General features: G+C 64.4%; 22 protein-coding genes. 14 read left to right on the top strand and 8 right to left on the bottom strand.

The features are described from left to right. Positions 1-519 precede the first annotated feature (519 nt). The 8 genes from P9220_RS13730 (at position 520) to P9220_RS13695 (ending at position 9,207) form a co-directional block, all read left to right on the top strand. Positions 520-888: a response regulator gene (locus P9220_RS13730; protein ID WP_309765543.1), complete on the top strand. Its 369-nt coding sequence runs from the start codon at positions 520-522 to the stop codon at positions 886-888. Further along, positions 881-1,504, top strand: a complete 624-nt coding sequence (locus P9220_RS13725; RefSeq protein ID WP_309765542.1) for a chemotaxis protein CheC — start codon at positions 881-883, stop codon at positions 1,502-1,504. The genes P9220_RS13730 and P9220_RS13725 overlap by 8 nt, the downstream gene beginning before the upstream one ends. A gap of 11 nt (positions 1,505-1,515) precedes the next feature. Further along, positions 1,516-2,457: a diguanylate cyclase gene (locus tag P9220_RS13720; RefSeq protein ID WP_309765541.1), complete on the top strand. Its 942-nt coding sequence runs from the start codon at positions 1,516-1,518 to the stop codon at positions 2,455-2,457. A 1,352-nt stretch (positions 2,458-3,809) separates the two neighbouring features. Continuing rightward, entirely contained in the window at positions 3,810-4,658 is an 849-nt protein-coding gene (gene hpnD, locus P9220_RS13715; RefSeq protein ID WP_309765540.1) for a presqualene diphosphate synthase HpnD, read from the top strand. Continuing rightward, positions 4,658-5,944 carry a hydroxysqualene dehydroxylase HpnE gene (hpnE, locus tag P9220_RS13710; RefSeq protein WP_309765539.1) on the top strand — a complete coding sequence of 429 codons (1,287 nt, stop codon included), beginning with the start codon at positions 4,658-4,660 and terminating at the stop codon, positions 5,942-5,944. The genes hpnD and hpnE overlap by 1 nt, the downstream gene beginning before the upstream one ends. Further along, positions 5,944-7,923: a squalene--hopene cyclase gene (shc, locus tag P9220_RS13705; RefSeq protein ID WP_309765538.1), complete on the top strand. Its 1,980-nt coding sequence runs from the start codon at positions 5,944-5,946 to the stop codon at positions 7,921-7,923. The genes hpnE and shc overlap by 1 nt, the downstream gene beginning before the upstream one ends. 53 nt (positions 7,924-7,976) lie before the next feature. After that, on the top strand, positions 7,977-8,633 hold the full coding sequence (locus tag P9220_RS13700; protein WP_309766741.1) for a phosphorylase: 657 nt from the start codon (positions 7,977-7,979) through the stop codon (positions 8,631-8,633). 103 nt (positions 8,634-8,736) lie between these two features. Continuing rightward, positions 8,737-9,207, top strand: a complete 471-nt coding sequence (locus tag P9220_RS13695; protein WP_309765537.1) for a hotdog domain-containing protein — start codon at positions 8,737-8,739, stop codon at positions 9,205-9,207. Positions 9,208-9,249: 42 nt separating this feature from the next. On the opposite strand, the gene P9220_RS13690 is transcribed toward P9220_RS13695, so the two are convergent. Together P9220_RS13690 and P9220_RS13685 are read right to left on the bottom strand one after the other, a co-directional pair. Continuing rightward, positions 9,250-10,245, bottom strand: a complete 996-nt coding sequence (locus P9220_RS13690; protein WP_404989551.1) for an MlaA family lipoprotein — start codon at positions 10,243-10,245, stop codon at positions 9,250-9,252. After that, on the bottom strand, positions 10,242-12,902 hold the full coding sequence (locus P9220_RS13685; RefSeq protein ID WP_309765536.1) for an MMPL family transporter: 2,661 nt from the start codon (positions 12,900-12,902) through the stop codon (positions 10,242-10,244). The genes P9220_RS13690 and P9220_RS13685 overlap by 4 nt, the downstream gene beginning before the upstream one ends. A 253-nt stretch (positions 12,903-13,155) precedes the next feature. On the opposite strand from P9220_RS13685, the gene P9220_RS13680 reads away from it, so the two are divergent. Beyond that, positions 13,156-13,773 carry an ABC transporter substrate-binding protein gene (locus P9220_RS13680; protein ID WP_309765535.1) on the top strand — a complete coding sequence of 206 codons (618 nt, stop codon included), beginning with the start codon at positions 13,156-13,158 and terminating at the stop codon, positions 13,771-13,773. 24 nt (positions 13,774-13,797) lie between these two features. On the opposite strand, the gene P9220_RS13675 is transcribed toward P9220_RS13680, so the two are convergent. Further along, positions 13,798-14,436 (bottom strand): response regulator transcription factor, encoded by a 639-nt coding sequence (locus P9220_RS13675; protein WP_309765534.1) that lies wholly within the window; start codon positions 14,434-14,436, stop codon positions 13,798-13,800. Then, positions 14,426-15,853, bottom strand: a complete 1,428-nt coding sequence (locus P9220_RS13670) for a cache domain-containing protein (protein ID WP_309765533.1) — start codon at positions 15,851-15,853, stop codon at positions 14,426-14,428. The genes P9220_RS13675 and P9220_RS13670 overlap by 11 nt, the downstream gene beginning before the upstream one ends. Before the next feature lie 160 nt (positions 15,854-16,013). On the opposite strand from P9220_RS13670, the gene P9220_RS13665 reads away from it, so the two are divergent. The 4 genes from P9220_RS13665 to P9220_RS13650 all read left to right on the top strand — a co-directional run bounded on the left by P9220_RS13665 (position 16,014) and on the right by P9220_RS13650 (position 19,074). After that, on the top strand, positions 16,014-18,098 hold the full coding sequence (locus tag P9220_RS13665) for a carbon starvation CstA family protein (protein WP_309765532.1): 2,085 nt from the start codon (positions 16,014-16,016) through the stop codon (positions 18,096-18,098). Between the two features lie 25 nt (positions 18,099-18,123). Continuing rightward, positions 18,124-18,318: a YbdD/YjiX family protein gene (locus P9220_RS13660; RefSeq protein ID WP_035962904.1), complete on the top strand. Its 195-nt coding sequence runs from the start codon at positions 18,124-18,126 to the stop codon at positions 18,316-18,318. 127 nt (positions 18,319-18,445) lie between these two features. Further along, positions 18,446-18,682, top strand: coding sequence for a type II toxin-antitoxin system Phd/YefM family antitoxin (locus tag P9220_RS13655; protein ID WP_309765531.1), 237 nt, complete (start codon positions 18,446-18,448; stop codon positions 18,680-18,682). Beyond that, positions 18,679-19,074, top strand: a complete 396-nt coding sequence (locus P9220_RS13650) for a type II toxin-antitoxin system VapC family toxin (RefSeq protein ID WP_309765530.1) — start codon at positions 18,679-18,681, stop codon at positions 19,072-19,074. Before P9220_RS13655 ends, P9220_RS13650 begins: the two co-directional genes overlap by 4 nt. Before the next feature lie 66 nt (positions 19,075-19,140). Here P9220_RS13650 and hpnH read toward each other — a convergent pair whose 3' ends face one another. Next, positions 19,141-20,298: an adenosyl-hopene transferase HpnH gene (gene hpnH / locus P9220_RS13645; protein WP_309765529.1), complete on the bottom strand. Its 1,158-nt coding sequence runs from the start codon at positions 20,296-20,298 to the stop codon at positions 19,141-19,143. Between the two features lie 13 nt (positions 20,299-20,311). Then, complete coding sequence (gene ispH, locus P9220_RS13640) at positions 20,312-21,277, bottom strand: 4-hydroxy-3-methylbut-2-enyl diphosphate reductase (protein ID WP_309765528.1); 966 nt, start codon at positions 21,275-21,277, stop codon at positions 20,312-20,314. 387 nt (positions 21,278-21,664) lie between these two features. On the opposite strand from ispH, the gene P9220_RS13635 reads away from it, so the two are divergent. Beyond that, entirely contained in the window at positions 21,665-22,867 is a 1,203-nt protein-coding gene (locus tag P9220_RS13635; RefSeq protein ID WP_309765527.1) for a glycosyltransferase, read from the top strand. A gap of 14 nt (positions 22,868-22,881) precedes the next feature. Here the strand turns inward: P9220_RS13635 and P9220_RS13630 are convergent, their stop codons facing one another. Continuing rightward, positions 22,882-23,427 (bottom strand): hypothetical protein, encoded by a 546-nt coding sequence (locus P9220_RS13630; RefSeq protein ID WP_309765526.1) that lies wholly within the window; start codon positions 23,425-23,427, stop codon positions 22,882-22,884. A 231-nt stretch (positions 23,428-23,658) separates the two neighbouring features. Continuing rightward, complete coding sequence (locus P9220_RS13625) at positions 23,659-25,905, bottom strand: NADP-dependent isocitrate dehydrogenase (RefSeq protein ID WP_309765525.1); 2,247 nt, start codon at positions 25,903-25,905, stop codon at positions 23,659-23,661. Between the last annotated feature and the right edge of the window lie 361 nt (positions 25,906-26,266).

Genomic DNA, 26,266 nt, shown 5'->3' with positions numbered 1-26,266 from the left:
CAACGAGGCGGGACAGGGCCGCGCGGAGCGAATGTTTGTGGCACGCACGAAGTGTACCGAGCGGCGGCTCTTGCACGCAGGTTCATCGGACGAATGTGCGTGCGACCGAGTTAGCGAGTTTATCGGAAGCGCAAACGTACACAAAAGGATGTACTTGAAACCGTGGCGAACCTGCTGGGCGGCATTTTCCGAAACATTGCCGTAAACGAGATTATTTCTCCTACTTTCACACTTTGGCGAGTTGCCTTGGCAACACCTTCAGCCCACAATGCAATCCTCTGATTTATGCCCGGCGAGTGCATCCACCGCGAATCCGCAAAGCAAGCCCGGCTTTATGCCCATCGCGAGTCTCGATGTTCAAGGCCCGGCGGGTCGCCGCGCCCGCCGTTACGTTGACCGGCAACTCACCGCGCAGCGAAGAACTTAAGAATTCCGCGGCAACGCCGTAAACACATGCGAGAGCATGCCGTGTCTGTCGTGACGGCGCCTGGCTCGAAACGCTCATTGACCCGACCGACCATGCCTTTCCCGATTGTCATTGCCGATGATTCCCTGCTCGCCCGCAAGGTCCTGACGCGCGCGCTGCCCGAGGACTGGAACGTCGAGATTTCCTACGCGACGAACGGACGCGAGGCGCTCGAGCTTTATCGCGCGGGCCGCGCCTCGGTGATGTTCCTGGACCTGACGATGCCCGACATGACCGGCTATCAGGTGCTCGATGCGCTTCAGCACGAGGACCTGAACACGTTCGTAATCGTGGTTTCCGCCGATGTCCAGCCGATGGCTCAGGAACGCGTGCGGGCGCTCGGCGCGATCGCCTTCCTGCCGAAGCCCGTCACCTCCGAAGCGCTGCGTCCCGTTCTGAAGGAGTACGGACTCCATGGTTGACCCAGCCCTCAACGAAGATCAGCGCGATGCGCTGCAGGAAGTCGCCAACATGGCGATGGGCCAGGCCGCGACGCGCCTGTCGAAGCTGCTCGGCACGTTCATCGAGTTGTCGGTGCCGCGCGTGCGCGTCGTCGGGGTGGCGCAGGCGTCGCAGGCGCTGCGCGAGATGACCGGCATCACCGATGCCGTCACCGCCGTGCGCCAGGGATTCCGCTCGGACATCAAGGGCGAAGCGATCGTGTTGTGCAAGAGCGGCAGCGTGGATCAGCTTTGCGCGCTCGTCGACGATCCGTACACCAAGTCCACTTACGAGACCACCACGCGCACGGAACTCATCTTCGACGTGGCGACGGTGCTGATGGGCGCATGCGTGTCGTGCATTCTCGAGCAGCTCGGGCGGGCGCCCATTTTTTCGCCGCCGGGCATGCTCGGACTGGAACTCGCGCTGGACGATGTATTCCAGCCGGCGATGCTCGCCTGGAAGTCGGCGCTTTTGCTCGAAGTGAACTTCGCGCTGGAGGATCACAGCTTTCGCGCGCATCTGGTCATGTTGATGGCCGAGGATGCGATCCAGCATCTGCGCGACGCGCTCGATGCACTGCTTTCGAGTCTCTGAGCCGCATCGACATGGAAGAACTGCGGCATGTGTTGAGCGAACTGGTGATCGAGCGTGTGGGCTTCGGCATTTTCGTGCTCGATCGCGATCTCAACGTGCTGATGTGGAATCGCTTCATGGCGGATCACAGCGGCAAGACGGCCGAGCAGGTCACGGGCGAGTCCATTTTTGCGAGCTTTCCCGAACTGCCGCGCGTGTGGCTGACGCGCAAGGTCGAGAGCGTGTTTCAGCTTGGCAGCTTCGCGTTCAGTTCGTGGGAGCAGCGGCCGTATCTCTTCAAGTTCGATCATGACCGGCCGATCACGGGCGGTGTCGATTTCATGCAGCAGGATTGCACGTTCATGCCGCTCGCGCACGATCGCGAGGTGCGCGCGGTGTGCGTGACGATCTGCGATGCGACGCACGCGAGCATGATGCAGCGCGCTCGCGATGAGGCCGTGGCGAAACTGCAGGAGTTCGCGGATCGCGACGGGTTGACGGGCATTGCGAACCGGCGCTATTTCGAACTGCGCCTGAGCGATGAGTTCTCGCGCTGGCAGCGATATGACGGCGATCTGTCGATGCTGCTTTTCGATCTGGATCACTTCAAGCGGATCAATGACGAGCTCGGGCATCTCGTGGGCGATACGGTGCTGCGCGTGATGGCGGCGCGCGTCGCCGCGGCGGTGCGGGTGCAGGATGTGTTCGGGCGCTTCGGCGGCGAGGAGTTCGCGCTGCTGCTGCCATGCACGGGTTTCGACGATGCGATGATCGTCGCCGAGAAAGTGCGATGCGCTATTTGCGAGACGCCTATCGATGTGCAGGGGGCGCGGGTGCCCGTTACGGCTAGCGTCGGCGCCGCGTGTGCCAGGCGAGGTGTCACTACTTCATACGAAGCGCTTATCAACGAGGCCGATGCGGCGCTTTATGCCGCGAAGCGTGGGGGGAGAAATCGGGCTGTGGGCTTTGCTTAGGGTTGTGGTCGCATGCAAAGGAAGTGACTAAAGAAAGCAGATTTTTTCTGAACCGCCCGATGCACTGATTAGTTTAGTCACTCCGTAGAACACCCTCAGCCTGACAAAGCCTTGAATCACCTTCCACGCCCACTGATGTCTTACGTCCTCTGAGCTCCTTGGGTCGATAAAACCAATGAGCACATAAATACCTCGCACATAATCGACGTTGAGCGGCACGCTACCCTTTCAGACTAGGGTAACGTACTCACCCCTATCGCAATTCTCGACCTAGCGCGCCGCGCCTTCAGGGAATTGAGAGTCTTGTTATGACTTAATAATTCCGTCGGTTTCATCGTGCCATGATGCACGAGCGTCGACGGCGTTAGTCGTCAGCCGCGGGAAAGTGTGTGAATTCGCTGTTCTGTGCGAGTGCCGCTGAATTAGCCTGGCAAGTCCGTTCTTCGCATCCGAAAGCACAATACTTCCGACGAGTATTGCTGTGCAAAGGTTATCTGATTGTCCACTCCACAACGACTCCGCCGTTGCTCGCATCTCCCCATTGCTCGATCAAGCATGATCTTTCCTCTGAGGACCCATAGAACGTTTCGAGCAATTGAAGCATAGCGGCGCGGAAGTTGGACGTTTGCCCCTCACCTGAGCGGCTCGTCTCCGCTTTCCCAGGCTTGTGCTTTGTTCGAGCCGGAAATTTCCACTGATAGAGCCTGCTGGCTCGATCAACTGCGCGAGCTACTGCGTTCGCCGCAGTCCTGTATCGCTTGTATTCGCTTTTTTCTTTTCGGTAGGCTTTAGCCCCTGCCGCGCCGAAGCGCTCAAAAATGTATCGCTCAATGGCGTTCCGCCTTGCTTCCCGCAACTGCTGCGGGTTTCTGACGTGAGCGAACCATTCGATAGGCACGGCGTGTTGGTTCAAATACCCATGTCCAAATGACGATTCCGTTCGTACTCGTGCTCGAACGTTGACTTGTAAGCTCTTGACTTGTTGGAACATGCGTGTGGACGGTTGGGGTCAGTAGGTGCGGTCGAGCGCAATCGAAAAGAAGCGCCCCGCCTTCAGGCAGAGCGCGGTTCGCTGCTGTCCTTGTACGATGTGCCGCCATCACAGGTCAATTAGCGCTTCCAAGAATAACAATCGAATGCCGAGAGCCCGCCGGTGCAGACTACCTCTTGCTGCTGTGACGCCGCCGCCCAACAATTGATATACTCTGTGCCGCTTCCGGCGCGCTATTGCCGCCGGCGCATCGGTGATTCTCGCCGGTCCGTTCCTTACAGCGCCAAGCGTTTCCGCGCGCTCCGCGGAACTGCTGCAAACTCATAATCCAGCCCTTGGGGGCGCCACAGCGGAGTCCGTCTTGGCCGTTTCCAACATCATCGCTGACGAATCCACCACCGACGCCGCAAAGGCATCGTCGGGAAGTTCGTTCTATCTTGCGATGCGCATCCTCCCGGCGGCGCAGCGAGACGCGATGTACCAGATCTACGCCTTCTGCCGCGCTGTCGACGACATCGCGGACGAAGGCTCGCTGCCGCGACGCGAACGCGCGCTCGCACTCGAACGCTGGCGCGAAGACATCGACGCCTGCTATCGCGGCGCGCCCAGACGCTCGATCGAACCGCTCACCCGCCACATCCACGCATTCCAGCTCTCGCGCGACGACTTCCACGCCGTCATCGACGGCATGGCAATGGACGCCGCGTGCGACATCGTCGCGCCCGACGAAGCCACGCTCGACCTGTATTGCGACCGTGTCGCCAGCGCAGTCGGACGGCTATCGGTGAGAATCTTCGGGATGCACGAAGACGCCGGCCGCCGGCTCGCGCATCATCTGGGGCGCGCGTTGCAACTGACCAACATCCTGCGCGATATCGACGAAGACGCCGCCATCGGCCGCGTCTACCTGCCGCGCGAATTGCTCACGCGCGAAGGCATCTCGACGACCGATCCGGCAAGCATCGTGGGCGATGCGCGCCTGCCGCGCGTCTGCGCCGTGCTCGCCGAACGCGCGAAAGGGCACTACGCGCAGTCCGACACCATCATGGCCGCTTCACCACGCCACGAAGTGCGCGCGCCGCGCATCATGTCGGCGGCCTACCGGACCGTGCTCGACGCCAATCTCAAACGCGGCTTCGACCTGCCGCGCACGCGCGTGCGCACGCCGCGTGCGCGTCTGCTGTGGATCGTGGCGCGCAACCTTCTCTAATGTCCCGGCGGGTGTTCGTGGTCGGCGCCGGCGTCGCCGGGCTCGCCGCCGCAGTGCAGGCGCAACGGCGCGGCGCGCGCGTCGTGCTCATCGAGGCCGCACCCAACGCCGGAGGCCGCAGCCGCTCCTATTTCGACGCAAGGCTCGGCGCCACCGTCGATAACGGCAGTCATCTGCTGCTGTCCGGCAATCATTCGACGCTCGCCTACCTGCGCACGATCGGTTCGGCAGACAATCTCGCCGGCCCGACGCAGCCCGACTATCCATTCTTCGACGCCCATGCCGGCGACGCGTGGACCATCCGCATTTCTCCGGGACGCTTGCCGCGCTGGATCTTCGACGCCGATGCCCGCGTGCCCGCCACGCAGCCCGCCGACTACCTTCAGCTTCTGCCGCTATTCTTCGCGAAACCCGGGCGGACGATCGAGCAATCGATGCGCGCGAGCGGTCGCGTCTGGGACCGCCTCGCGCGACCGCTGCTGCGCGCGCTGCTGAACGCCGATCCCTCGCGAGCCAGCGCGACACTGGCCGCAAACATGTTGCGGGAGACGCTTGTGGCCGGCGGGCAGGCGTGCCGGCCGCTCGTTGCGAGAAACGGCCTTGCGCACGCGTTTGTGGAACCCGCGCTGCGGCTCTTGCAATATGGCGGCGCGGAGATTCGGCTCGGCGCGCGCGTCGCGGCGATCGGCTTGTCGGGCACGGATTCCAGGGAACGGGTAAGCTCCCTCGCTTTCGACAACGCGGGCGAGCCCGTATCGATCGAGCCGGGCGATGGCGTCGTGCTCGCCGTCACGCCGGACGCCGCGCGGCGGCTCGTGCCGGATGTCGCCGCGCCCGACGAATTCCGCGCGATCGCGACCGTGCATTTCGCGGTCGACGTGCCGATCGCCTTTGCCGGCTCCGGGCGGCTGACGTTCTTCGTGAGCGGCGCCTCGGACTGGCTCCATGCGAGCGAGGGCCGGCTCACGGCCACGATCGCCGATGCCGACCGCCTCCTTGCGACGCCTCACGAAGATATCGCGGCGAGTGTCTGGCGGGATGTGGCGAAGGCGGCGCGCATGCCGGAAGCGCCGATGCCGCCGTGGCAGGTCGTCGTCGAAGAGCAGGCGACGTTCGCCGCCGTGCCGTCGCAGGAAGGCTTGCGGGCCGCGACGCGCACGCGCTGGCAAAATCTCACGCTCGCGGGCGACTGGACGGCGACCGGCCTGCCCGCGACGATCGAAGGCGCTGTCCGCTCGGGCCAGAAGGCCGCGGATGTGCTGATGAACCCATCGATGGAATACTGATGAACGATTTATCCCCGTCGGCCGTGGGCGCGCCGGTATCGAACGCCGCGCTGGACCACGCCGTCACCGAAGCCACCGACGCGCTGCTCGCGGCGCAACATCCCGAAGGCTACTGGCTGTACGAACTCGAGGCCGACGCCACGATTCCCGCGGAATACGTGCTGCTCGTCCACTATCTGGGCGAAACCGCCGATGTCGCGCTCGAAGCGAAGATCGGCCGCTATCTGCGCCGGATCCAGCTCGCCGACGGCGGCTGGCCGCTCTTCACCGACGGCGCGATGGACGTTTCCGCGTCCGTGAAGGCGTACTTCGCATTGAAGATGATCGGCGATTCTCCCGAGGCCGAGCACATGCAGCGCGCCCGCCGCGCAATTCTGGCCGCTGGCGGCGCGGAGAAGGCGAACGTCTTCACGCGCATCCTGCTCGCGCTGTTCGGCGTGGTGTCCTGGCGCGCGGTGCCGATGATGCCGGTCGAAATCATGCGCCTGCCGGTGTGGTTCCCGTTCCACTTGTCGAAGGTGTCGTACTGGGCGCGCACGGTGATCGTGCCGCTGCTCGTGCTCAACGCGAAGCGCCCGATGGCGCGTAATCCGCGTGGCGTGCGCATCGACGAAGTGTTCCGCGATTCGCCCGTGAACACCGGCATGCCCGAGCGCGCGGGGCATCAAAAACGCGGCTGGTTCGCGTTTTTCCGCGTGGTCGATTCGATCCTGCGCGCCACCGACGGCGCTTTTCCCAAGGCGGGCCGTGAACGTGCAATCGCGGAAGCGGTGCGTTTCGTCGATGAGCGCCTCAACGGGGAAGACGGCCTCGGCGCGATTTTCCCGGCGATGGCCAACTCCGTCATGATGTACGACGTGCTCGGCTATCCGCCGGAGCATCCGAACCGCGCGGTTGCGCGCAAGTCCATCGACAAGCTGCTCGTCATCGACGAATCGGACGCCGGCGAAGCGTATTGCCAGCCGTGCCTCTCGCCGGTGTGGGACACGTCGCTCGCTTCGCACGCACTGCTCGAAACGGGCATGCCGAAGGCGCGCGCGGCGGTGGCGCGCGGTCTCGAATGGCTGCGGCCGCTGCAGATTCTCGACGTGCGCGGCGACTGGTTCCTGCGCCGCCCGAACGTGCGGCCCGGCGGCTGGGCATTCCAGTTCGCCAATCCGCATTACCCGGATGTCGACGATACCGCCGTCGTCGCGATGGCGATGGAGCGCGCCGATCGCGAAAACGGCACCGCAATGTACGGCGAGGCGATTTCGCGGGCGCGCGAATGGGTGGTCGGCATGCAAAGCAGTGACGGCGGCTGGGGGGCGTTCGAGCCGGAGAACACGCAGTTCTACCTGAACAACATCCCGTTCTCGGATCACGGCGCGCTGCTCGACCCGCCGACCGTCGATGTCTCCGCCCGTTGCCTCTCGATGCTCGCGCAACTCGGCGAAACGCCGTCCAACAGCGAGCCCGCGCGCCGCGCGCTCGAATACGTCGTGAAGGACCAGGAGCGCGACGGAAGCTGGTACGGGCGCTGGGGCATGAACTACATCTACGGCACGTGGTCGGCGCTGTGCGCGCTGAACGCGGCCGGCGTCGCGCCGACGGATGCCCGCGTCAGGCGAGGCGCGGAGTGGCTCATCGGCATTCAGAATGCGGACGGCGGATGGGGCGAGGACGGCGACAGCTACAAGCTCGACTATCGCGGATACGAGCAGGCGTCGAGCACCGCATCGCAGACGGCGTGGGCGCTGCTCGGGCTGATGGCGGCGGGGCTGGTCGAGCATCCGGCAGTCGCGCGGGGCATCGCGTACCTGGTGCGGACACAGGCCAAAGACGGCCTGTGGGACGAAGCCCGCTTCACCGCCACCGGCTTTCCGCGCGTCTTCTATCTTCGATACCACGGCTATCGCAAGTTCTTCCCGCTGTGGGCGCTGGCGCGGTATCGCAATCTGACGCGCGAAGGCCAGACGCGCGTGACGGTGGGCGTGTGAACACGCCGCGCGGCCAGCGGCCGGAGGGCGTGCCCGTCGTCGCGGTGACGGGCATGGCATTCGAGGCGAAGATCGTGCGCGGACGCGGCGTCGATGTCGTCTTCGCCGCACGGTCGGACTGGCTGGAGCGCGCGTTGTCGGATGCGGTCGCGCGCGGCTGCTGCGGCATCATCAGCTTCGGGACGGCGGGCGGCCTCGCGCCGGATCTCGAACCGGGCGCGCTCGTCGTCGCGCAAAGCGTCTGCAGTTCGTTCGGCACGCTGCCGGTGGACGACGCGTGGAGCGCGCGCATCGTCGAAGCAATCGCCGCCACGCCGCTCGGGCGCGTCACGCGGCGCGGCCCGATGGCCGGCGTCGCGGAGCCGGTCAAGAGCGAGGCGGAGAAGCGGTCGCTGTATTCGTCGACGGGCGCGCTCGCCGTCGATATGGAATCGCATATCGCCGGGGCCATCGCGACGGCGCGCGGGCTGCCCTTCGCGGTGTGCCGCGCGATCGTCGATCCCGCCTGGCGCACGCTGCCGCCCGCCGCGACCGCCGGCCTGCGCGACGATGGCACCACGGCCATCGGCCCGATTCTGCGCGAGCTTGCGCGCCAGCCGTCGCAATTGGGCGCGATGCTCAAGCTCGCAGCCGATGCGCGCGCCGCCCGGACAACGCTCGTGCAGGCGCGGCAGGCGCTCGAGAACGCGCGGGCGCTGGCCTTCGCCTGAAGCCCTTGTCTTCTGCGGGTTAACCCTCATCTCGGTATAATCAGGGAAAACCCTAGGCGACGACGCGCTCAGTGCGCCGCCGCAGGAACGCAAGGAAGCGCAAGTGAATTTTCATACTCGCAAGTGGGTCAAGCCGGAAGACCTCAATCCCAACGGCACCTTGTTCGGCGGCAGCCTGCTGCGCTGGATCGACGAGGAAGCCGCCATCTACGCCATCTCGCAACTGGGCAACCAGCGCGTCGTCACGAAGTTCATGTCGGAAATCAACTTCGTCAGTTCGGCGCGGCAGGGCGACATCATCGAACTGGGCATCACCGCGACGCACTTCGGCCGCACGTCGATCACCCTGCGCGCGGAAGTGCGCAACAAGATCACGCGCAGAAGCATTCTGACGGTCGAGAAGATGGTGTTCGTCAATCTGAACGAACGCGGCGAGCCGGAGCCGCACGGCCGCACGCAGATTCGCTATGCCGACGAGCTCTTCGAGGCCTATCGGCGCGATCAGCGCGCAGTGGAAGCGCCGACCGCATCGCGCGATGACGTAGCCCGCGAAGAGACGGCGGAAGCGCATTGAGAAACGAAAACGGGCGCATGAGCGCCCGTTTCTTCGAGCGACTTACTTGCTCTCCGCCGGGTCTTCGTACTTCGGCAATCCCTGCCCCTCGCTGGAACCTGGCGATACCGCGCCTTCGTCACCGGGCGCAGGCTGCTTCGTGCTTTCCGCCGCCGCGGGCGCCGGCGATTTCGGCCCGATGCCCCCGGCCGGCGACGCTGCCGCGCCCGGATCGACGTAAGTCGGCAAGCCCTGCTCGCTGCTGCCTCCGCCCGTCGCGCCGGGCGCACTCGCGCCGTCTGGCGCGCTGACGCCTTCGTCGCCGTAATCGGGCAGCGTCGCGGACGACCCGCCGCCCGTCAGCAGATACTGGCGGCGCTGCGTGTACGCATCGCGCACGAATGCGTACTTGTCGAGCGCGGCTTGTGAGAGCAGGTCCGTGGCGCCGAGCAGGTCGGCCCGCGCGCTGACGAAATTCACGCCATAAAGCGGCCAGCGAATCTCCGAGCCGGCATAGCTCACCGGATTCACGCGCCAGTCGACGAGCCACGTCGTCGAATCGCGGACGGAGCTGGGGCCGAGCAGCGGCAGCACCAGATACGGCCCCGAGGGCATGCCGTAATGCCCGAGCGTCAGCCCGAAGTCCTGATGATGCTTCGGCAAGCCGGCCGGCGATGCAATGTCGATCAGGCCGCCGATGCCGAACACCGAGTTCATCGCGATACGCATCAGGTCTTGCGTCGCATCGGTGATCTTCAGTTGCAGCAGGTTGTTGGCGAAGTTGCTGAAGTCGCCGATATTCGAGAAGAAGTTGCTGACGGCCGTGCGGAACGGGCTCGGTGTCCAGTCGACGTAAAACTGCGCGACGGGCCGCGCGACGTAGGTATCCAGCCCGTCGTTGAACTTGAAGATGGTGCGGTTCATCGGTTCCAGCGGATCGCGCGGATTGCGATCGGGGCCGGTTGCGCATCCCGCCATCAAAAGCGCGCCTGCGATGACGGCGCCGGTAGTCACCCGGCGCACTGCGGCAGCGGCAGGCGCCGCTGAAGCCATTCTCATTCTTCAATTCCTCTTAGATTGTCATGACGCTGGCTCGCGCGCAGCTTCGCCCGGTCCGCCGCCCGCACCTTGCGCGGCTTGCCCATCAGCACAGGCTGGAACACCACCGCGCCGATCAGCGTGCAGAAAAGCGACAGCGCGAGCAGCCGTCCCATGCTGGATGTGCCGGGGTGATGCGAGAACCAGAGACTGCCGAACGCCGTTGCGGTGGTCGCCGCGCTGAACATCACGGCGTGCGTGAGGCTCGATTGCAGCAGGCGGGTCTGCCCCGACCGCCACGCCATGACGAAGTAGATCTTGAACGCGACGCCCACGCCCAGCATTAGCGGCAACGCGATGATGTTGGCGAAGTTGAGCGGCATCCGGAACACGACACACAGCTCCAGCGTCACGACGGCCGAGACGAGCAACGGTACCAAAGTTCGCAGGACATCGCCGAAACGGCGAAGCGCGAGCCATAGGAGTACGGTGATGGCGATCAGCGAGTAGAGCGCGGCGTGCAGGAAAGCCTGGATGATGACCTCCGCCGAATGACGGACGGAAATCGGCCCGCCGATCGCGTTAGGCTCGGCCTTGACGACGGCATCGGCGAAGCGGGCGAGCAGCGTGTCGTCGTTCGGATCGACGCCCGGCGGAATCTTCGGCGAGACGTTGACGAGCGCCTGGCCGTTCCCGGTGACCCACGTCTCGGCCATCGATGGCGGCAGCGTCGCGCGCGTGATTTGCGTCGGCTGCAGCAGCGCGCGCAGTTGCGCGAGCGCGAGGCGCAGCGGCTCGGCCATCGCGTGCTCGGCGCGATCGCGGGCGGCGGCATCGGCGGCGGCGAGCCTGGCAAGCGTCTGCGACAGATGCTTCGCTTCGGCAGCGCCCGCGCCGGGGTGTTCGTCGGCGGCGAGCGAGAGCTGGTTCGACACGCGCTTCAGGGTCGCGACGCGCACCGTGTCCGTCACCGGCGACGCCACCGGCTGATCGAGCGCGGGCAGCAGCTGATCGGCGGCGGCCTTGATCAGTTCGAGCTTCTTCGGCTGTTCGGCCGGGATCAGCGACGACAGCGTCGTCGCGCGCTCGACTTCCGGCAGCTTGTCCAGCTTCGCCGCGATGCGATCCGCCTCCGCGAGCGAAGGCGCGAGCACGGCGACATCGTTGACCGCGGCTTCGGGCGAGCTTTCGAGCGAGATGAGCGTCGCCATCGATTCCGTATGCGGGTCTTTCAGGTGCAGCGGATTGAAGTCGAAACGCAGGTACGCGAGCAACGGCAGCGCGCCGATCACGACGACGAGCGTGCCGATCAGCACCGGCTTGCGATGCCGGTCGAGGAATTCATCGACGGGGGCGAGCAGCGGAAAACCGGGCGCCTGCGCTTCGCCCGGCGGCGCGAACACTCTGATCAGCGCGGGCAAGAGCGTCATGTTGGTCAGATACGCGACGAACATGCCGACGCCCGCGATCAGCCCCAGTTCCGATACGCCGCGATACGCGGTCGGCAGGAACGAGAAGAAGCTCGCGGCGGTGGCGGCGGCGGCGAGCGTCAGCGGCACCGCGACGTGCCGCGCCGTCTCGGCGAGGGAGACATCGAGCCGCTTGTGCCTGTGCCGTTCCTCGCGATACTTCACGCCGAACTGAATTCCGAAGTCCACGCCCAGGCCCACGAACAGCACCATGAACGCGACCGAGATCATGTTGAGCGCGTGGACCATCATGAGGCCGAGCGCGGCGGTGATCGACAGGCCGACGAAGAGCGTGATGAACACCGCGAGAATCATGCGCTTCGAGCGCAGCGCGACCCACAGGATCATCAGCACGACGAGAAACGTCAGCACGCCGTTGAGCACCGCGCCGTCCTGCACGGAGGCGAATTCCTCGTCCGCGAGCGGCTGCGCGCCGGTGAGATGCAGCATCGCGCCGTATTTCCTTTCGATGCCGATCTTCGCGGCCACCGCGCGTATTTCATCGGACGTGCCGGCTGCGGCCTTCAGTGCGTTGAAGTCCAGTTCGGGCAGCACGGTGACGAACGCGCGCCCGGGCCCGCTCTTCTTCGACGCATCGGCGACATCGCGCCATGAAAAGGCCGTCGGCTGATTCGCGAGCACGCGGTCGAGCACGTCGGCGCTGCGACCGAGCAGGCCGGCCATCTGGCCGAGATTGACCTGGCCCAGCATCAGCGGCACATTCAGCGTGGTGTTCAGCGTCTGCGCGAGGCCGGTGAGCGTCGGGTCGTGGGCGAGCGTGTTGATGAGCGGCCGCGCCTGCACGAGTTGCTTCGTGACTTCATCGACCTTGTTCGCGGGCAGATAAAGCAAGCCGTTGTGCGCGAAGAACGCGCCGCCTTCCGGTTGCGATACCGACTTGAACCGCGCCGGTTCCTTTGCGAGCGCGGCGGCGAGTTCGCTTGCGGCGGCATCGGCGAACTCGGGGGCGGGCGCTTCGACGACGATCAGCAGCGTGGCGCCGCGCTGCGGGAATGCGGTCTCGATTGCCTTGCTGCGCGCAGCCCACTCGGGCTCGGTTTCGATCAACTGGCTGACATCGGTGCTGATGCGAAAGTGATGAACGACATAAATGGTGCTCAGAACGCCGAGCAGCAGTGAAACGGCGATAATCCACGCCGGCCGGCGGATCGCGAGTGTGACGAAGCGGGTGATGTTGGACGTCAGCATGAAGACGCTACCTGGTGTGTCCTGTTATTTTTTCGGGCGACGCATGAAGCGGGCCGCGTGAAACGCGCTGCCGGGCCGGTGCGCCGCTTGTTGCTTCGGCGACCGAACCACGAGTCCAACGACGACGATCGATGCCGCGCAAGTATACCGGTCGGGGCGGCGGTGAACTGTCGGCCCGCCGGTGTGTCGATATACTGGCTCGACGCCCTGACGAATCCGCGCCAACACACACTGAAATTAGAGAACGGGTGCCATGAAACGCTATCTGTCTGTCTGCTTCGCTTTCCTCGTCGCTGTCCTGTCGTTTTCGAACGCGGCGCTGGCGCAATCCAATCCCGACGCCGTCGTCAAGAGCGCCGTCGAGGGCACTGTCAACGCGATGAAGGCCGACCCGCAAGCGCGCGGCGGCGACATGGCGAAAATCACTCAGCTCGTGGAGACGCGCTTCCTGCCCGCCACGGACTTTCAGCGCACCACGCGCATCGCGCTGGGCAAGGCCTGGGCCACCGCCACGCCGGAACAGCAAAAGCAGCTCTACGACCAGTTCCAGACGCTGCTCGTCAGGACCTATGCGGCGTCGCTGTCGCAGTTGCGCGATCAGGACGTCAAGTTCCGCTTCGATTCCCCGAACATCGACGCCAGCGCGAAAGACGCCGTCGTCGAGTCGCATGTGATTTCCACGGGCGGCGACAACCCCGTGCGGTATCGCCTCGGCAAGACCGCGCAGGGCTGGAAAATCTACGACATCGACATGATGGGCGCGTGGCTCATCCAGGTCTACCAGCAGCAGTTCGCCGGCCAGCTTCAGAAAGGCGGCGTGGACGGACTCATCAAGTACCTGTCGGAGCACAACGCCCGCTCGGCGGGGTGATGCAACGCGTCACGTCAGGTCACGTCAGGCGCGCCGGTGCTCGACGGCGTATTTGATCAGTTCGGCCTGACCGTCGATCGAGAGCTTGCGCTTCAGATTCAGCCGGTGCGTCTCCACCGTGCGCACCGATAGCCCGTGCTGCTGCGCAATCTGCTTGCTCGACAAGCCCTGCGCGAGTGCATCGAGCACGTCGCGTTCGCGGGGCGTCAGGCGGTCTTGCGGCGTCTGCATCGCCTGTGCCTGGATCATCCGCGCGGCGAGACCCGCCGAGAAGAACGTCTTGCCGGCGAGCACGGCGTCGATCGCGTGGATGATCTCGGCGGCGGGCGAATCCTTCAGCACGTAGCCGCTCGCGCCGGCCCGCACCGCCTGCGTCACGTATTCGACGTTGTCGTGCATCGACAGCATCAGCACGCGGATCGCCGGGAAGCGCTCGTGAAAGCACGCCGCCAGTTCGATTCCGCTCATCCCCGCCATCCCCACATCCATCAGCACGAGATCGGGCCGGCTCGCTTCGTCGGCGGCGAGCGCGAGCGCTTCGGCGCCGTTGGCCGCTTCGCCGGTCACGCGAACATGCGATACGGCGTCGAGCCGGGCGCGCAGGCCGTCGCGCACGAGCGGATGATCGTCGACGATGACGATGCGGGCAGGTTCAAAGTTCATCGGAAAGTCCTGACAGGTTGGGGGCGGCGAGCGGCAGCGGGACGGTCGCCGCGATCGCCGTGCGGCCGAGTTCCGACTGGATGGCGAGCGTGCCGCCGAGCGCGTCGAGCCGTTCGCGCATGTTGCGCAAGCCGAGGCCGCTCGCCGGGCCGTAGAGCGCGGCTTCGGCGTCGAAGCCGCGTCCGTTGTCGCTGACGACGAGGCGCACCGCATTCGCCGCGATATCGAGTGCGACGCTCGCGCGCGTCGCCTGCGCGTGACGCGCGATGTTGTTCAGCGCTTCCTGCGCGATGCGAAACAGCACTGTGTTGACCGGATCGGGCAGCGTCGGGCGCGGCGCGGGGCTGGCCTTGCCGCCCGCCGTCGATTCGAAACGCACTTCGATGCCGTCCTGCCCGTCGAGTTCGCGCGCGAGCTGCTCGAGCGCGGCGGCGAGGCCGAGGTCGTCGAGCATCGCGGGGCGCAGCGCGTGGGAGATGCGGCGCACTTCGCGCAGCGTTCCGGACAAACGCCCGAGCCCGGTCGCGAGCGCGGCTTCCGCAGCCGGCTCGCGCGCCTGGCCGCGTTCGAAACGCGTCAGCGCCGATTCGAGCAGCAGCTTCACGGAAACGAGCATCTGACTGATGCCGTCGTGCAACTCGCGCGACAGCCGCGCGCGTTCCTGTTCCTGCGACTCCACCACGCGCCGCGCGAGGCGCTTCAGCTTCGCGTCCGCGCTGCGATGCTCGCTGATGTTGAGCACGGCCCCGCACAACGCGATGGCCCCGAGCGCCGCCAGCGCGATGCCGCCGATCCACATCACCGTCCGGTCGATGTTCGCCGCCGCCTGCGCATCGATGCGCCCGAGCGTCGCTTCCACATCCTCCAGATAGATGCCGGTGCCGATCATCCAGCCCCAGCGTTCGAGCGGCACGACGTAGCCGAGCTTCGGTGCGAGATGTCCGGTCGATGGCCGCTGCCACACGTAGCGCACATAGCCGCCGCCCTTCGACGCCTCCCGAATCAGCTTCTGGATGGTGAGCGCGCCGGCGGGGTCGCGCATCGTCCACAGATCGCGGCCGACGAGATCCGGCTGGCGCGGATGCATCAGCGACGTGCCCTGCATCGTGTAGACGAAAAAGTAGCCGTCGGGGCCGAAGTCCAGCCGATGCAGCGCGTCGAGCGCGAGGCGGCGGCGCGCGTCGTCGGTGAGCGGATCGGCTGCGGGGGCGTCGTAGTACGGGGCGATGGCGCTGCGCGCAAGCTCGACGTAGTGCCGCAGTTCGATTTCCTTGCTCGACATGTACGCCGATTGCAGGGTCGCGTGCTGCGCGTGCGCGAGCGTCGTCGCCTGATGGCGCACGCCATATTCGATGCCGCCGATCGCCAGCGCAAACGGCACGATCGCCAGCAGGAAGATCTTCGCTTTCAGTTTCATGAAGCTGGAACGCTTGGTGCTCTACGTAATTTCACGTAGGCGGCATACGTAGTTGTCCGGTTGTAAGCGCCCGGACGAAGGCGAATACTACACGCCCGAAGCGTCCGACGGCTCATGCCGCGCGCGCGGACATCGAAGGGCAACTAAAACAGGAGACACCATGAATCGGGCTTCCGGATTCCTGGTCTGGATCGCGCTCGCGCTGCTGGGCGCGTTCGCATTCGGCACCATCGCGCTCGCGCACGGCGAGCGAATCAGCGCACTCTGGATCGTCATCGCGGCGGTCTGCGTGTATCTCATCGCGTACCGCTTCTACTCGCGTTTCATCGCGGGCACCGTCCTCAAGCTCGACGGCTTGCGCATGACGCCCGCCGTTCGTCACAACGACGGACTCGACTACGTACCCACTAACAAATACGTGCTGTTCGGCCATCACTTCGCGGCGATTGCGGGCGCGGGTCCGCTCGTCGGGCCTGTGCTGGCCGCGCAGATGGGCTACACGCCCGGCATGTTATGGATTCTCGCGGGCGTGGTGTTCGCGGGCGCGGTGCAGGATTTCATCATCCTGTTCATCTCGACGCGCCGCGACGGCCGCTCGCTCGGCGATCTCATCAAGATGGAGCTGGGCACGGTGCCTGGCGTGATCGCGCTGTTCGGCGCGTTCCTCATCATGGTGATCATTCTCGCGGTGCTGGCGCTGATCGTCGTCAAGGCGCTGACGGGCTCGCCGTGGGGCACGTTCACCGTCGCGGCGACCATCCCGATCGCGATCTTCATGGGCGTGTACACGCGCTACATCCGCCCCGGGCGTATCGGCGAAGTGTCGATCATCGGCTTCATCGGCCTGATGCTGGCGATCGTCTATGGCCAGCACGTCGCCGAATCGCCGACGCTCGCGCCGCTCTTCACCTTCACCGGCGTCCAGCTCACCTGGATTCTGATCGGCTACGGCTTCGTGGCGTCGGTGCTGCCGGTGTGGCTGCTGCTCGCGCCGCGCGATTATCTTTCGACGTTCCTGAAGATCGGCACGATCCTCGGCCTCGCGATCGGCATTCTGATCGTCGCGCCGGAACTCAAGATGCCTGCGTTCACGAAGTTCGTGGACGGCACCGGGCCGGTCTGGGCGGGCAACCTGTTCCCGTTCCTCTTCATCACGATCGCGTGCGGCGCGGTGTCGGGATTCCACGCGCTGATTTCCTCGGGCACGACGCCCAAGATGATCGACAACGAAGTCAACATGCGCCTGATTGGCTATGGCGCCATGCTGATGGAATCGTTCGTCGCGATCATGGCGCTGGTTGCCGCGTGCGTGATCGAACCGGGCGTCTACTTCGCGATGAACAGCCCGGCTGCGGTGCTCGGCACGACGCCCGAAGCGGTGGCGCAGACGGTGACGTCGTGGGGCTTCACGCTCACGCCCGACATGCTGACGTCGACGGCGAAGGCGGTCGGCGAGACGACGATCATCGCGCGTGCGGGCGGTGCGCCGACGCTGGCTGTCGGGATGGCGCAGATTCTCCATCAGGTGATCGGCGGGCCGACGATGATGGCCTTCTGGTATCACTTCGCCATTCTCTTCGAGGCGCTCTTCATCCTGACCGCCGTCGATGCAGGCACGCGCGCCGGCCGCTTCATGCTGCAGGACCTGCTCGGCACGTTCCATCCGGCGTTGCGCCGCACCGAGTCGCTTCCGGCGAACCTCGTCGCGACCGCGCTGTGCGTCGCTGCCTGGGGCTACTTCCTGTATCAGGGCGTGGTCGATCCGTTCGGCGGCATCAACACGCTGTGGCCGCTTTTCGGCATCTCGAACCAGATGCTCGCGGGCATTGCGCTGATGCTCGGGACAGTCGTGCTGTTCAAGATGAAGCGCGAGCGTTTCGCGTGGGTGACGGTGGTGCCGACGGTGTGGCTGCTGATCTGCACGCTGACGGCCGGCTGGCAGAAGATTTTCGATGCGAATCCGAAGGTCAGCTTCCTTGCGCACGCGGCAAAGCTGCGCGAGGCCGCCGATGCAGGCAAGGTGATGGCGCCGGCGAAGTCGCTGGCGGAGATGCAGCGCATCATCGTGAACGACTATATCGATGCGGCGCTCGCCGGGCTGTTCATCTTCGTGGTGGTGAGCATTGCGGTGTATGGCGTGTTGTCGGTGCTGCGCGCGCGTCGCGAGGCGCGTCCGACGGTGCGCGAGACGCCCTTCGAGCCGATGCCGACGGGCGGCGCGGCGGCCGTGCGCTCCGGCCATTGATACTGCGCGAGGCTAGGAGGCGGCGATGTTCAGCGATCTTCGACAAGCGGGACGATATCTCGGCCAGGCGATGCGCCTGATGGTCGGCATGCCCGACTATGACGCCTACGTCACGCATATGCAGAACACGCACCCGGATCAGCCGGTGATGACGTATGCGGAGTTCTTCCGCGAACGTCAGGAAGCGCGGTATGGGTCGGGGGCGGGGAAGTGTTGTTGATGTAGCCTGCTGCGAGGCATGAGCGATGAAACGCGACGGTGACGAACCGTCGCGTTTTTTTTGCATTCCGCCTATACCGTTCGGACGGGGGTAAAATGACTAGTTCCATGTGACTAGGAACGATATCATGGCTGTCAGGCGAGTTTCAAAATCGGAGTTCAAGGCCAAGGCGCTCGAATACTTCCGGCTCGTGGAATCGACAGGAGAACATATGATCGTGACAGACCACGGAAAGCCGGTGCTAGAAGTCCGGCGTTACGAGCAAACGGCGCTTACGCCTTTGGAGGAACTGCGCGGGAGCGTGTTGTTCTACGAGGACCCTCTCGAACCGGTAGGGTTGGAGGATTGGGAGACGCTCCCATGATCGTCCTGGACACGCACGCGCTTCTGTGGTGGATCGAAGGAAAGGGGCTGAGCAAGCCGGCGCGGGTCGCGATCGATCGGGAAATGAAGGAAGAGGGCGAGATCGCCGTCTCGACGATGACAGCATGGGAGATCATGCTCCTCATCAAAAAGGGACGACTCCGGCTGGCCACGGATGTTGCAATCTGGCTCGACAAGGTCAGCAGAATCGAAGCCGTGCGCTTCGTGCCGGTCGATCGCCACATTGCAATCGCATCGGCCGATCTCCCCGGTAACTTTCATCAGGATCCGGCGGATCGAATGATTGTCGCAACGGCACGCTTTCTATCCGCCCCCTTGCTCACGAAGGACGAGCAAATCAGGACTTATGAGCACGTCAGGACGATCTGGTAGCGGCCAATAGAAAGGGCGGATGCCCAAAGCCATCCGCCCTTCATCATCTGCAACCCAAAGCAAAACTCAATGCGCCGCAGCCGCCGTCTTGGCACCCTTGCCATTCTTCTGCGCGCGCCCGATCTCTTCCAGCTTGATCTCGACGTGCTTCGAGAACACATACTCAGCCGGACGCTGCTTGTCGATCGGCAGTTCCTTCGCATACGCGCCTTCGGTGCGCGGGCCGCGCATCGATACAGCCAGCGCCTTCAGCGGATGCGCGACGGTATCCATCACCGCCGTCGCCTCGAAGCCGCTATGCACCATGCAGTCCGCGCACTTCTCGTAGTTGCCGGTGCCGTACTTGTCCCAATCGGTGGTTTCCATCAGTTCCTTGAAGGTCTTCGCATAGCCTTCGCCGAGCAGATAACACGGGCGCTGCCAGCCGAACACCGTGCGCGCCGGATTGCCCCACGGCGTGCACTGATACGTCTGATTGCCCGCGAGGAAGTCGAGGAACATCGCGGACTGGCTGAACGACCAGTTCTTGCCATTGTTGCCGCGCTTGAAAATTTCCCGGAACAGCGTCTTCGTCTTGTCGCGGTTCAGGAAGTGCTGCTGGTCCGGCGCGCGCTCGTAAGCATAGCCCGGCGATACCGTGATGCCATCGACGCCCATCGGGCCGAGCGTATCGAAGAACTTCGCAACGCGTTCGGGGTTCGCATCGTTGAACAGCGTGCAATTGATGTTCACGCGGAAGCCACGGCGCTTCGCCTCGCGAATGGCCTTGGTCGCCTTGTCGTACACGCCTTCCTGCGACACCGAATGGTCGTGCATTGCTTCGTCGCCGTCGAGGTGGACGGACCAGACGAAGTACGGGCTCGGCTGGTAATCGTCCATCTTCTTTTCCATCAGAAGCGCGTTCGTGCAGAGATACACGAACTTCTTGCGCTCGATGATGCCCCGCACGATCTGCGGCATTTCCTTGTGCAGCAGCGGCTCGCCGCCCGCAATGGATACGACCGGCGCGCCGCACTCGTCGACCGCGCCGAGGCATTCTTCGAGCGACAGGCGCTGATTCAGGATCGGGTCCGGATAGTCGATCTTGCCGCAGCCGTTACACGCCAGATTGCAGCGGAACAGCGGCTCGAGCATCAGCGCGAGCGGATAGCGCTTGTTGCGCGTCAGGTGCTGCTTGAAGATATAGGCGCCTACGCGGGCCTTTTGAAGCATCGGAATAGACACTGATGTCCTCTCCTTATTCTTCGCGAATCGCCGTCGTTGCCGACAATGCGGCAAGCGGCTGCAAGAGCTTCGCGGGGAGTTTGAATTCGACCTTTTCCTCGCGGCCGTTCATCGTCGTGACTTCGACGTGGCCGATCGCGCGCAGGGCATCGATCACATGTTCGACCATTTCTTCGGGCGCCGAAGCGCCGGCCGTGATGCCGACCGTCTGCGCATGCGCAAACCATTCGGCCTTGATCTCGGAACCGTCGGCGACGAGATAGCTCGGCACGCCGCTCTCCGCGCCGATTTCGCGCAGACGGTTCGAATTGGAACTGTTGGTGGCGCCGACCACGAGAAGCACGTCCACCTGCGTGGACAGCTCGCGCACGGCGGCTTGCCGGTTCTGCGTCGCGTAGCAGATGTCCCGCGTGTCGGGGCCGACGATATCGGTGAAGCGGCGCTGCAGGGCATCGATAATGCCGCGCGTGTCGTCCACGGAAAGCGTCGTCTGCGTGACATAGGCGACGGGCGTATTGGCGGGCAGGGCCATGTTCTGCACTTCGGCTTCGCTTTGCACGAGCACGACCTTGCCCGGAATCTGACCGATCGTGCCTTCCACTTCAGGATGTCCCGCATGGCCGATCAGAATCAGCGTGCGGCCCTGCGATACATACTGCCGCCCCTGCACATGCACCTTGGTGACGAGCGGGCAGGTGGCGTCGAGCACGTCGAGGCCGCGGGCGTCGGCATCGCGTTCGACGCTCCGGGCGACGCCATGCGCGCTGAAAATTGCGACTGCGCCGTGCGGCACTTCTTCGAGTTCCTCGACGAAACGCGCGCCCTTGCCTCGCAGGTTATCGACGACGTGCCGGTTATGCACGATCTCGTGACGCACGTACACGGGCGCGCCGTGCCGTTCGAGCGCCCGATCGACGATTTCGATCGCACGGACCACGCCCGCACAAAAGCCGCGGGGTTGAGCAAGGATGATACGCATGTTCGAACGAACTCCGACTGGCGCGGGTTTCGGGTAATCGGGCGGGCCACACATGCTTTCGCTGTCGGGACGCTTCACGCTAACGAGCGCAACGCCCCGGAAAACAACCGGAAAATGAAGGTCCGGTAAGTTTGTCTGCTCGCCGAAGTTGACCGCGTATTCTAACGCGTTCCCTTTTTTAACGCTTGCAGTCGCACGCCTTTGCCTGACGCTGCCGCGCGGTCAAATACGGCGATCGGCGGAAGTCATTACACTATCGGACGCTCGAAGGCGCGCCGGCTGCTTCGTCCGCATTCTTTCATGCGATAGCGTTCGCCCGCCCGCTGCCGTCGCGCATGCCGTCCTCGTTCGTCACCCCTCGTCACCACTGACCGCCCAAGTCTGTCCATGCTACTGATCGCCTGGTTGTCCCTGCTCATCTGGATCGTGCTGCTCTTCGCGCGTGGCGGCTTCTGGCGCGCGCTGCCCGCGCCCGCCTTGTCGCCGGCGACCGTCCATGCCGTCGGCAACGCCGAGATCGCGCGGCGTGGCGCGTGGCCCGCGCTGGTCGCCGTCGTGCCGGCGCGCAACGAAGCCGATGTCATCGGCCGCGCGGTCGGCTCGCTGCTCAGGCAGGACTATGCGGGCGCGTTTCACGTGATCGTCGTCGACGATCACAGCACCGACGGCACCGCCGCCGCTGCGCTCGCCGCCGCCCGCGACCTGGGTCTCGACGACCGCCTGACCGTGCTGACCGGCAAGCCGCTGCCGCCGGGATGGTCGGGCAAGGTGTGGGCGCAGTCGCAGGGCATCGAGGCAATCGACAAGCTCGGCTTGCCCGCCGAATTCCTGCTGCTCACCGACGCGGATATCTACCATCCGGCCGATGCCGCCACGCAACTCGTCACCCGCACGATCCTGGAAGACCGCGATCTGGTCTCGCTGATGGTCCGTCTGCGCTGCGACTCGCTGTGGGAAAAGGCGCTGGTTCCCGCTTTCGTGTTCTTCTTCGCGAAGCTGTATCCGTTCGCGTGGGTCAACGACGCCAGAAAGATGACGGCGGGCGCGGCGGGCGGCTGCATGCTCGTGCGCCGCTCGGCGCTCGCGGAAGCAGGCGGCATCGAATCGATCCGACGCGAACTCATCGACGATTGCAGTCTCGCGCTGCGCATCAAGCATCGCGCGGGCAAGGCCGATGCACGGCCGATCCGGCTCGATCTCGCACAAAGCAGCGAATCGCTGCGTCCATACGACGACTGGCGTGAAATCTGGAACATGATCGCGCGCACGGCGTTCACGCAGTTGCGCTATTCGCCGCTGCTGCTCGCGGGCACGGTGCTCGGCATGGCGGTGATTTATCTGGCGCCGCCGGTGTTGTCGCTCGCGTGGGGCACGCGCGCCTGGCCGGCTTGCGCCGCATGGGCGATGATGTGCATCGCCTATGGTCCGATGCTTCGCTATTACCGCAGGTCGTTGCTGTGGGCGCCGCTCTTGCCGCTCGTCGCGCTGTTTTATGTCTCGGCGACGATCGGTTCGGCTGTGCGTTACTGGCGCGGCAAGGGCGGGCAGTGGAAGGCGCGCGTTCAGGCGCCGACGCAGGAGAATCTGTGACGATGCGGGCCGGCTCAGCGCTTCGTCAGCATCGCGTATAGCTCGACGACCATATCCGGCGAAAACGTGAACGGCACCCAGCCGTGACCCGTGTGACGCATGAGGAGCAGGCGGTCGCCATTGGCCTGCTTCTGTACCGCCATCACCGGATTCTTCGTCGATGCGAAACGCCAGCCGGGCGCAACGCCCATCGGCTGTTCGGCCGACATCGACGCCCGCACGTTCGACAACTCCTGGATCAACTCCGAAACGCCCTCGGGATTCAGCAACACGGACTGGCCCGCGATGGTCATCTGGATCGCATCGCGGTCGGGCCGCGACACCGTGAGCGTGGGGGGTGTCGCTGCTTCGGGCTCGCTCGCCGTTTTCAGCGCGCCGGGCTCCGCCGGCACGCCGACCTGCTCGTCATCGAGAGCATGAACGGGCAGCGGCGCGGGTGCATCGCTGGCGGTTTCGTCGGATGATGAGACAGCGGGCGCAACGGAAGCGGGAAGGGTGGCGGCCCGGAGGAGCGTATCGAGGCTCGACTCCAGCGCGCCGAGCTGGTCATGTAGATTCATGCGAGTGTGTATGTCTTGCGAAGCTGGCAGCGAGGCAACGATTCTACCCGCTCGCTTACGCGCGAGCCGGCACACGTTGTAACCAAATGCGTGAGAACGCGAAGCGGACGGCGTACATGCGTCCGCGTGCTGACGGAAAACAGCGAGGAGGGTGCGCGGCGGCGTCGCTCGAAACGAACCGAACGACGCCGCGCGAGAGGCGCGAGCCAAAGCGCCCGCGCCAATACGGCGTTACTTGACCTGCGCTTGCGACAGCACGGCGTTGAACGTCTTGCTCGGACGCATGACCGCTTCGAGCTTCGCGTCTTCCGGCTTGTAGTAGCCGCCGATATCCGCTTCGCTGCCCTGTACGACGGTCAGTTCCTCGACGATCTTCTGCTCGTTCTCGGCCAGGCTCTTTGCCAGCGGCTTGAAGAACTCGGCGATGTCGCGGTCTTCCGACTGGCCCGCGAGCTCCTGCGCCCAGTACATCGCGAGATAGAACTGGCTGCCGCGATTGTCGAGCTGGCCGGCCTTCGGCGACGGGCCCTTGTTGTTGTCGAGCAGCTTGCCGGTCGCGGCGTCGAGCGCCTTCGCAACGAGCTTCGCCTTCGCGTTATTGCTCTTGATGCCGAGCTCTTCCAGCGATACCGCCAGCGCGAGGAACTCGCCGAGCGAATCCCAGCGCAGGTGATTTTCCTGCACGAGCTGCTGCACATGCTTCGGCGCCGAGCCGCCCGCGCCGGTTTCGTAGAGGCCGCCGCCCGCCATCAGCGGAACGATGGACAGCATCTTCGCGCTCGTGCCCAGTTCCATGATCGGGAACAGGTCGGTCAGGTAGTCGCGCAGGATGTTGCCGGTGGCCGAGATGGTGTCGAGACCGCGAATCACGCGTTCGAGCGTGTAACGCATCGCGCGGACTTGCGACATGATCTGGATGTCCAGGCCTTCGGTGTCGTGATCCTTCAGGTACGTCTCGACCTTCTTGATGAGCTCGTTCTCGTGCGGACGATACGGGTCGAGCCAGAACACCGCCGGCATGCCGGAGTTGCGCACGCGCGTGACGGCGAGCTTGACCCAGTCGCGGATGGGCGCGTCTTTCACGAGGCACATGCGCCAGATGTCGCCTTGCTCGACCTGCTGCGTGAGCGATTCGAGGACTTCGTTCGTCGCGTTGTCGACGATGCGCGCCGTGCCGTCCTGCGGAATCTCGAAGGTCTTGTCGTGCGAGCCGTATTCTTCGGCCTTCTGCGCCATCAGGCCGACGTTCGGCACGGTGCCCATCGTGCGCGGATCGAATGCGCCGTTGGTCTTGCAGAAGTTGATGATTTCCTGATAGATGCGCGCGAACGTGCTTTCCGGAATCAGGCACTTCGTGTCTTGCGGGCGGCCATCGGCGCCCCACATCTTGCCGCCGGCGCGGATCATCGCGGGCATGGAGGCATCGACGATCACGTCGTTCGGTGCGTGCAGGTTCGAGATGCCCTTTGCGGAATCGACCATTGCCAGCGACGGACGGTTTTCATGGCACGCGTGCATGTCGCGGATGACTTCATCGCGCTGGGAATCGGGCAGCGCCTCGATCTTCGAGTACAGATCGACGAGGCCGTTGTTCACGTTCACGCCGAGTTCTTCGAAGAGCTTAGCGTGCTTGGCGAACGCATCCTTGTAGAACACCTTGACGGCGTGGCCGAACACGATGGGGTGCGAGACCTTCATCATGGTCGCCTTCACGTGCAGCGACAACATGACGCCGGTCTTGCGCGCGTCTTCCATCTGGTCTTCGTAGAACGCGACGAGCGCTTTCTTGCTCATGAACATGCTGTCCACGATCTCGCCGTCCTGCAACTTGACCTTCGGCTTCAGCACGATGGTTTCGCCGCTCTTGGTGACGAGTTCCATGCGCACTTCACGGGCCTTGTCGTTCGTGATGGACTTTTCGCCGTGATAGAAGTCGCCATGCTTCATGTGCGCGACGTGCGTGCGCGAAGCCATGCTCCATTCGCCCATGCTGTGCGGATGCTTCTTCGCGTAGTTCTTGACGGCGAGCGGCGCGCGGCGGTCGGAGTTGCCTTCGCGCAGGACCGGGTTCACCGCGCTGCCGAGGCACTTCGAGTAGCGTTGCGCGATGGCCTTTTCTTCGTCGTTCTTCGGCTCTTCCGGATAGTTGGGCACCTTGTAGCCCTTGCCCTGCAGTTCCTTGATGGCCGCGACGAGCTGCGGCACCGACGCGCTGATGTTCGGCAGCTTGATGATGTTGGTGTCGGGCAACTGCGTGAGGCGGCCGAGTTCCGCGAGGTTGTCCGGAACGCGCTGTTCTTCGGTCAGAAACTCGGGAAATTCGCCGAGGATGCGGCCTGCGAGGGAGATGTCGCTTGTTGCGACGTTGACGCCGGCCGGCGTCGTGAAGGTGCGGATGATCGGCAGAAAGGCGCTGGTCGCGAGCAGCGGAGCTTCGTCGGTCAGGGTGTAGATGATGGTGGGTTGCTGATTACTCATCGCTAGTCTCGACATCCAGAAACAGGTTGGGAAGAAATCCGCCGGTCGCACCACCCCGGCATCAATCCGCTATTTTGCCTCATTTCAGGCGCGAGGCGTGTGAAAGCCGGTGCGCCATCGGGTATGAAACGGCAGTTTTTCCTTTCCGATCAGCGACTTAATAATTTTTGGGTCTTATAGAAGAGTTGGTTCTAAAGCTTCCTTGCTGCCTAGTTTTCCTCCATCCTATGTCGCTCTTTGATGGAGTTCGACGCCCCAGCGTCTCACGTGTGCGGTAAGGCCGCAGCCGGGTAAAAGCGGTTAGTCGGAATTAACCGTTGCTCCGTCTGCCGAATTCATCTCGAAAATTGCATTCGTCTCT

Origin of the sequence: Caballeronia sp. LZ016 (assembly GCF_031450805.1) — a bacterium.
In the GTDB taxonomy this organism is placed as follows: Bacteria; Pseudomonadota; Gammaproteobacteria; order Burkholderiales; family Burkholderiaceae; genus Caballeronia.
This window is presented reverse-complemented; position numbering and strand designations above follow the sequence as displayed.

What these genes read in the sequence shown, in the direction of transcription:
- ispH (WP_309765528.1), bottom strand. Translation starts at nt 21,277, where the DNA reads ATGCGTATCATCCTTGCTCAACCCCGCGGCTTTTGTGCGGGCGTGGTC.
- P9220_RS13625 (WP_309765525.1), bottom strand. Translation starts at nt 25,905, where the DNA reads ATGAGTAATCAGCAACCCACCATCATCTACACCCTGACCGACGAAGCT.
- P9220_RS13660 (WP_035962904.1), top strand. Translation starts at nt 18,124, where the DNA reads ATGTTCAGCGATCTTCGACAAGCGGGACGATATCTCGGCCAGGCGATG.
- P9220_RS13630 (WP_309765526.1), bottom strand. Translation starts at nt 23,427, where the DNA reads ATGAATCTACATGACCAGCTCGGCGCGCTGGAGTCGAGCCTCGATACG.
- P9220_RS13730 (WP_309765543.1), top strand. Translation starts at nt 520, where the DNA reads ATGCCTTTCCCGATTGTCATTGCCGATGATTCCCTGCTCGCCCGCAAG.
- P9220_RS13655 (WP_309765531.1), top strand. Translation starts at nt 18,446, where the DNA reads ATGGCTGTCAGGCGAGTTTCAAAATCGGAGTTCAAGGCCAAGGCGCTC.
- shc (WP_309765538.1), top strand. Translation starts at nt 5,944, where the DNA reads ATGAACGATTTATCCCCGTCGGCCGTGGGCGCGCCGGTATCGAACGCC.
- P9220_RS13700 (WP_309766741.1), top strand. Translation starts at nt 7,977, where the DNA reads ATGGCATTCGAGGCGAAGATCGTGCGCGGACGCGGCGTCGATGTCGTC.
- P9220_RS13680 (WP_309765535.1), top strand. Translation starts at nt 13,156, where the DNA reads ATGAAACGCTATCTGTCTGTCTGCTTCGCTTTCCTCGTCGCTGTCCTG.
- P9220_RS13650 (WP_309765530.1), top strand. Translation starts at nt 18,679, where the DNA reads ATGATCGTCCTGGACACGCACGCGCTTCTGTGGTGGATCGAAGGAAAG.
- P9220_RS13685 (WP_309765536.1), bottom strand. Translation starts at nt 12,902, where the DNA reads ATGCTGACGTCCAACATCACCCGCTTCGTCACACTCGCGATCCGCCGG.
- P9220_RS13720 (WP_309765541.1), top strand. Translation starts at nt 1,516, where the DNA reads ATGGAAGAACTGCGGCATGTGTTGAGCGAACTGGTGATCGAGCGTGTG.
- P9220_RS13670 (WP_309765533.1), bottom strand. Translation starts at nt 15,853, where the DNA reads ATGAAACTGAAAGCGAAGATCTTCCTGCTGGCGATCGTGCCGTTTGCG.
- P9220_RS13725 (WP_309765542.1), top strand. Translation starts at nt 881, where the DNA reads ATGGTTGACCCAGCCCTCAACGAAGATCAGCGCGATGCGCTGCAGGAA.
- P9220_RS13635 (WP_309765527.1), top strand. Translation starts at nt 21,665, where the DNA reads ATGCTACTGATCGCCTGGTTGTCCCTGCTCATCTGGATCGTGCTGCTC.
- P9220_RS13665 (WP_309765532.1), top strand. Translation starts at nt 16,014, where the DNA reads ATGAATCGGGCTTCCGGATTCCTGGTCTGGATCGCGCTCGCGCTGCTG.
- P9220_RS13675 (WP_309765534.1), bottom strand. Translation starts at nt 14,436, where the DNA reads ATGAACTTTGAACCTGCCCGCATCGTCATCGTCGACGATCATCCGCTC.
- hpnE (WP_309765539.1), top strand. Translation starts at nt 4,658, where the DNA reads ATGTCCCGGCGGGTGTTCGTGGTCGGCGCCGGCGTCGCCGGGCTCGCC.
- P9220_RS13690 (WP_404989551.1), bottom strand. Translation starts at nt 10,245, where the DNA reads ATGAGAATGGCTTCAGCGGCGCCTGCCGCTGCCGCAGTGCGCCGGGTG.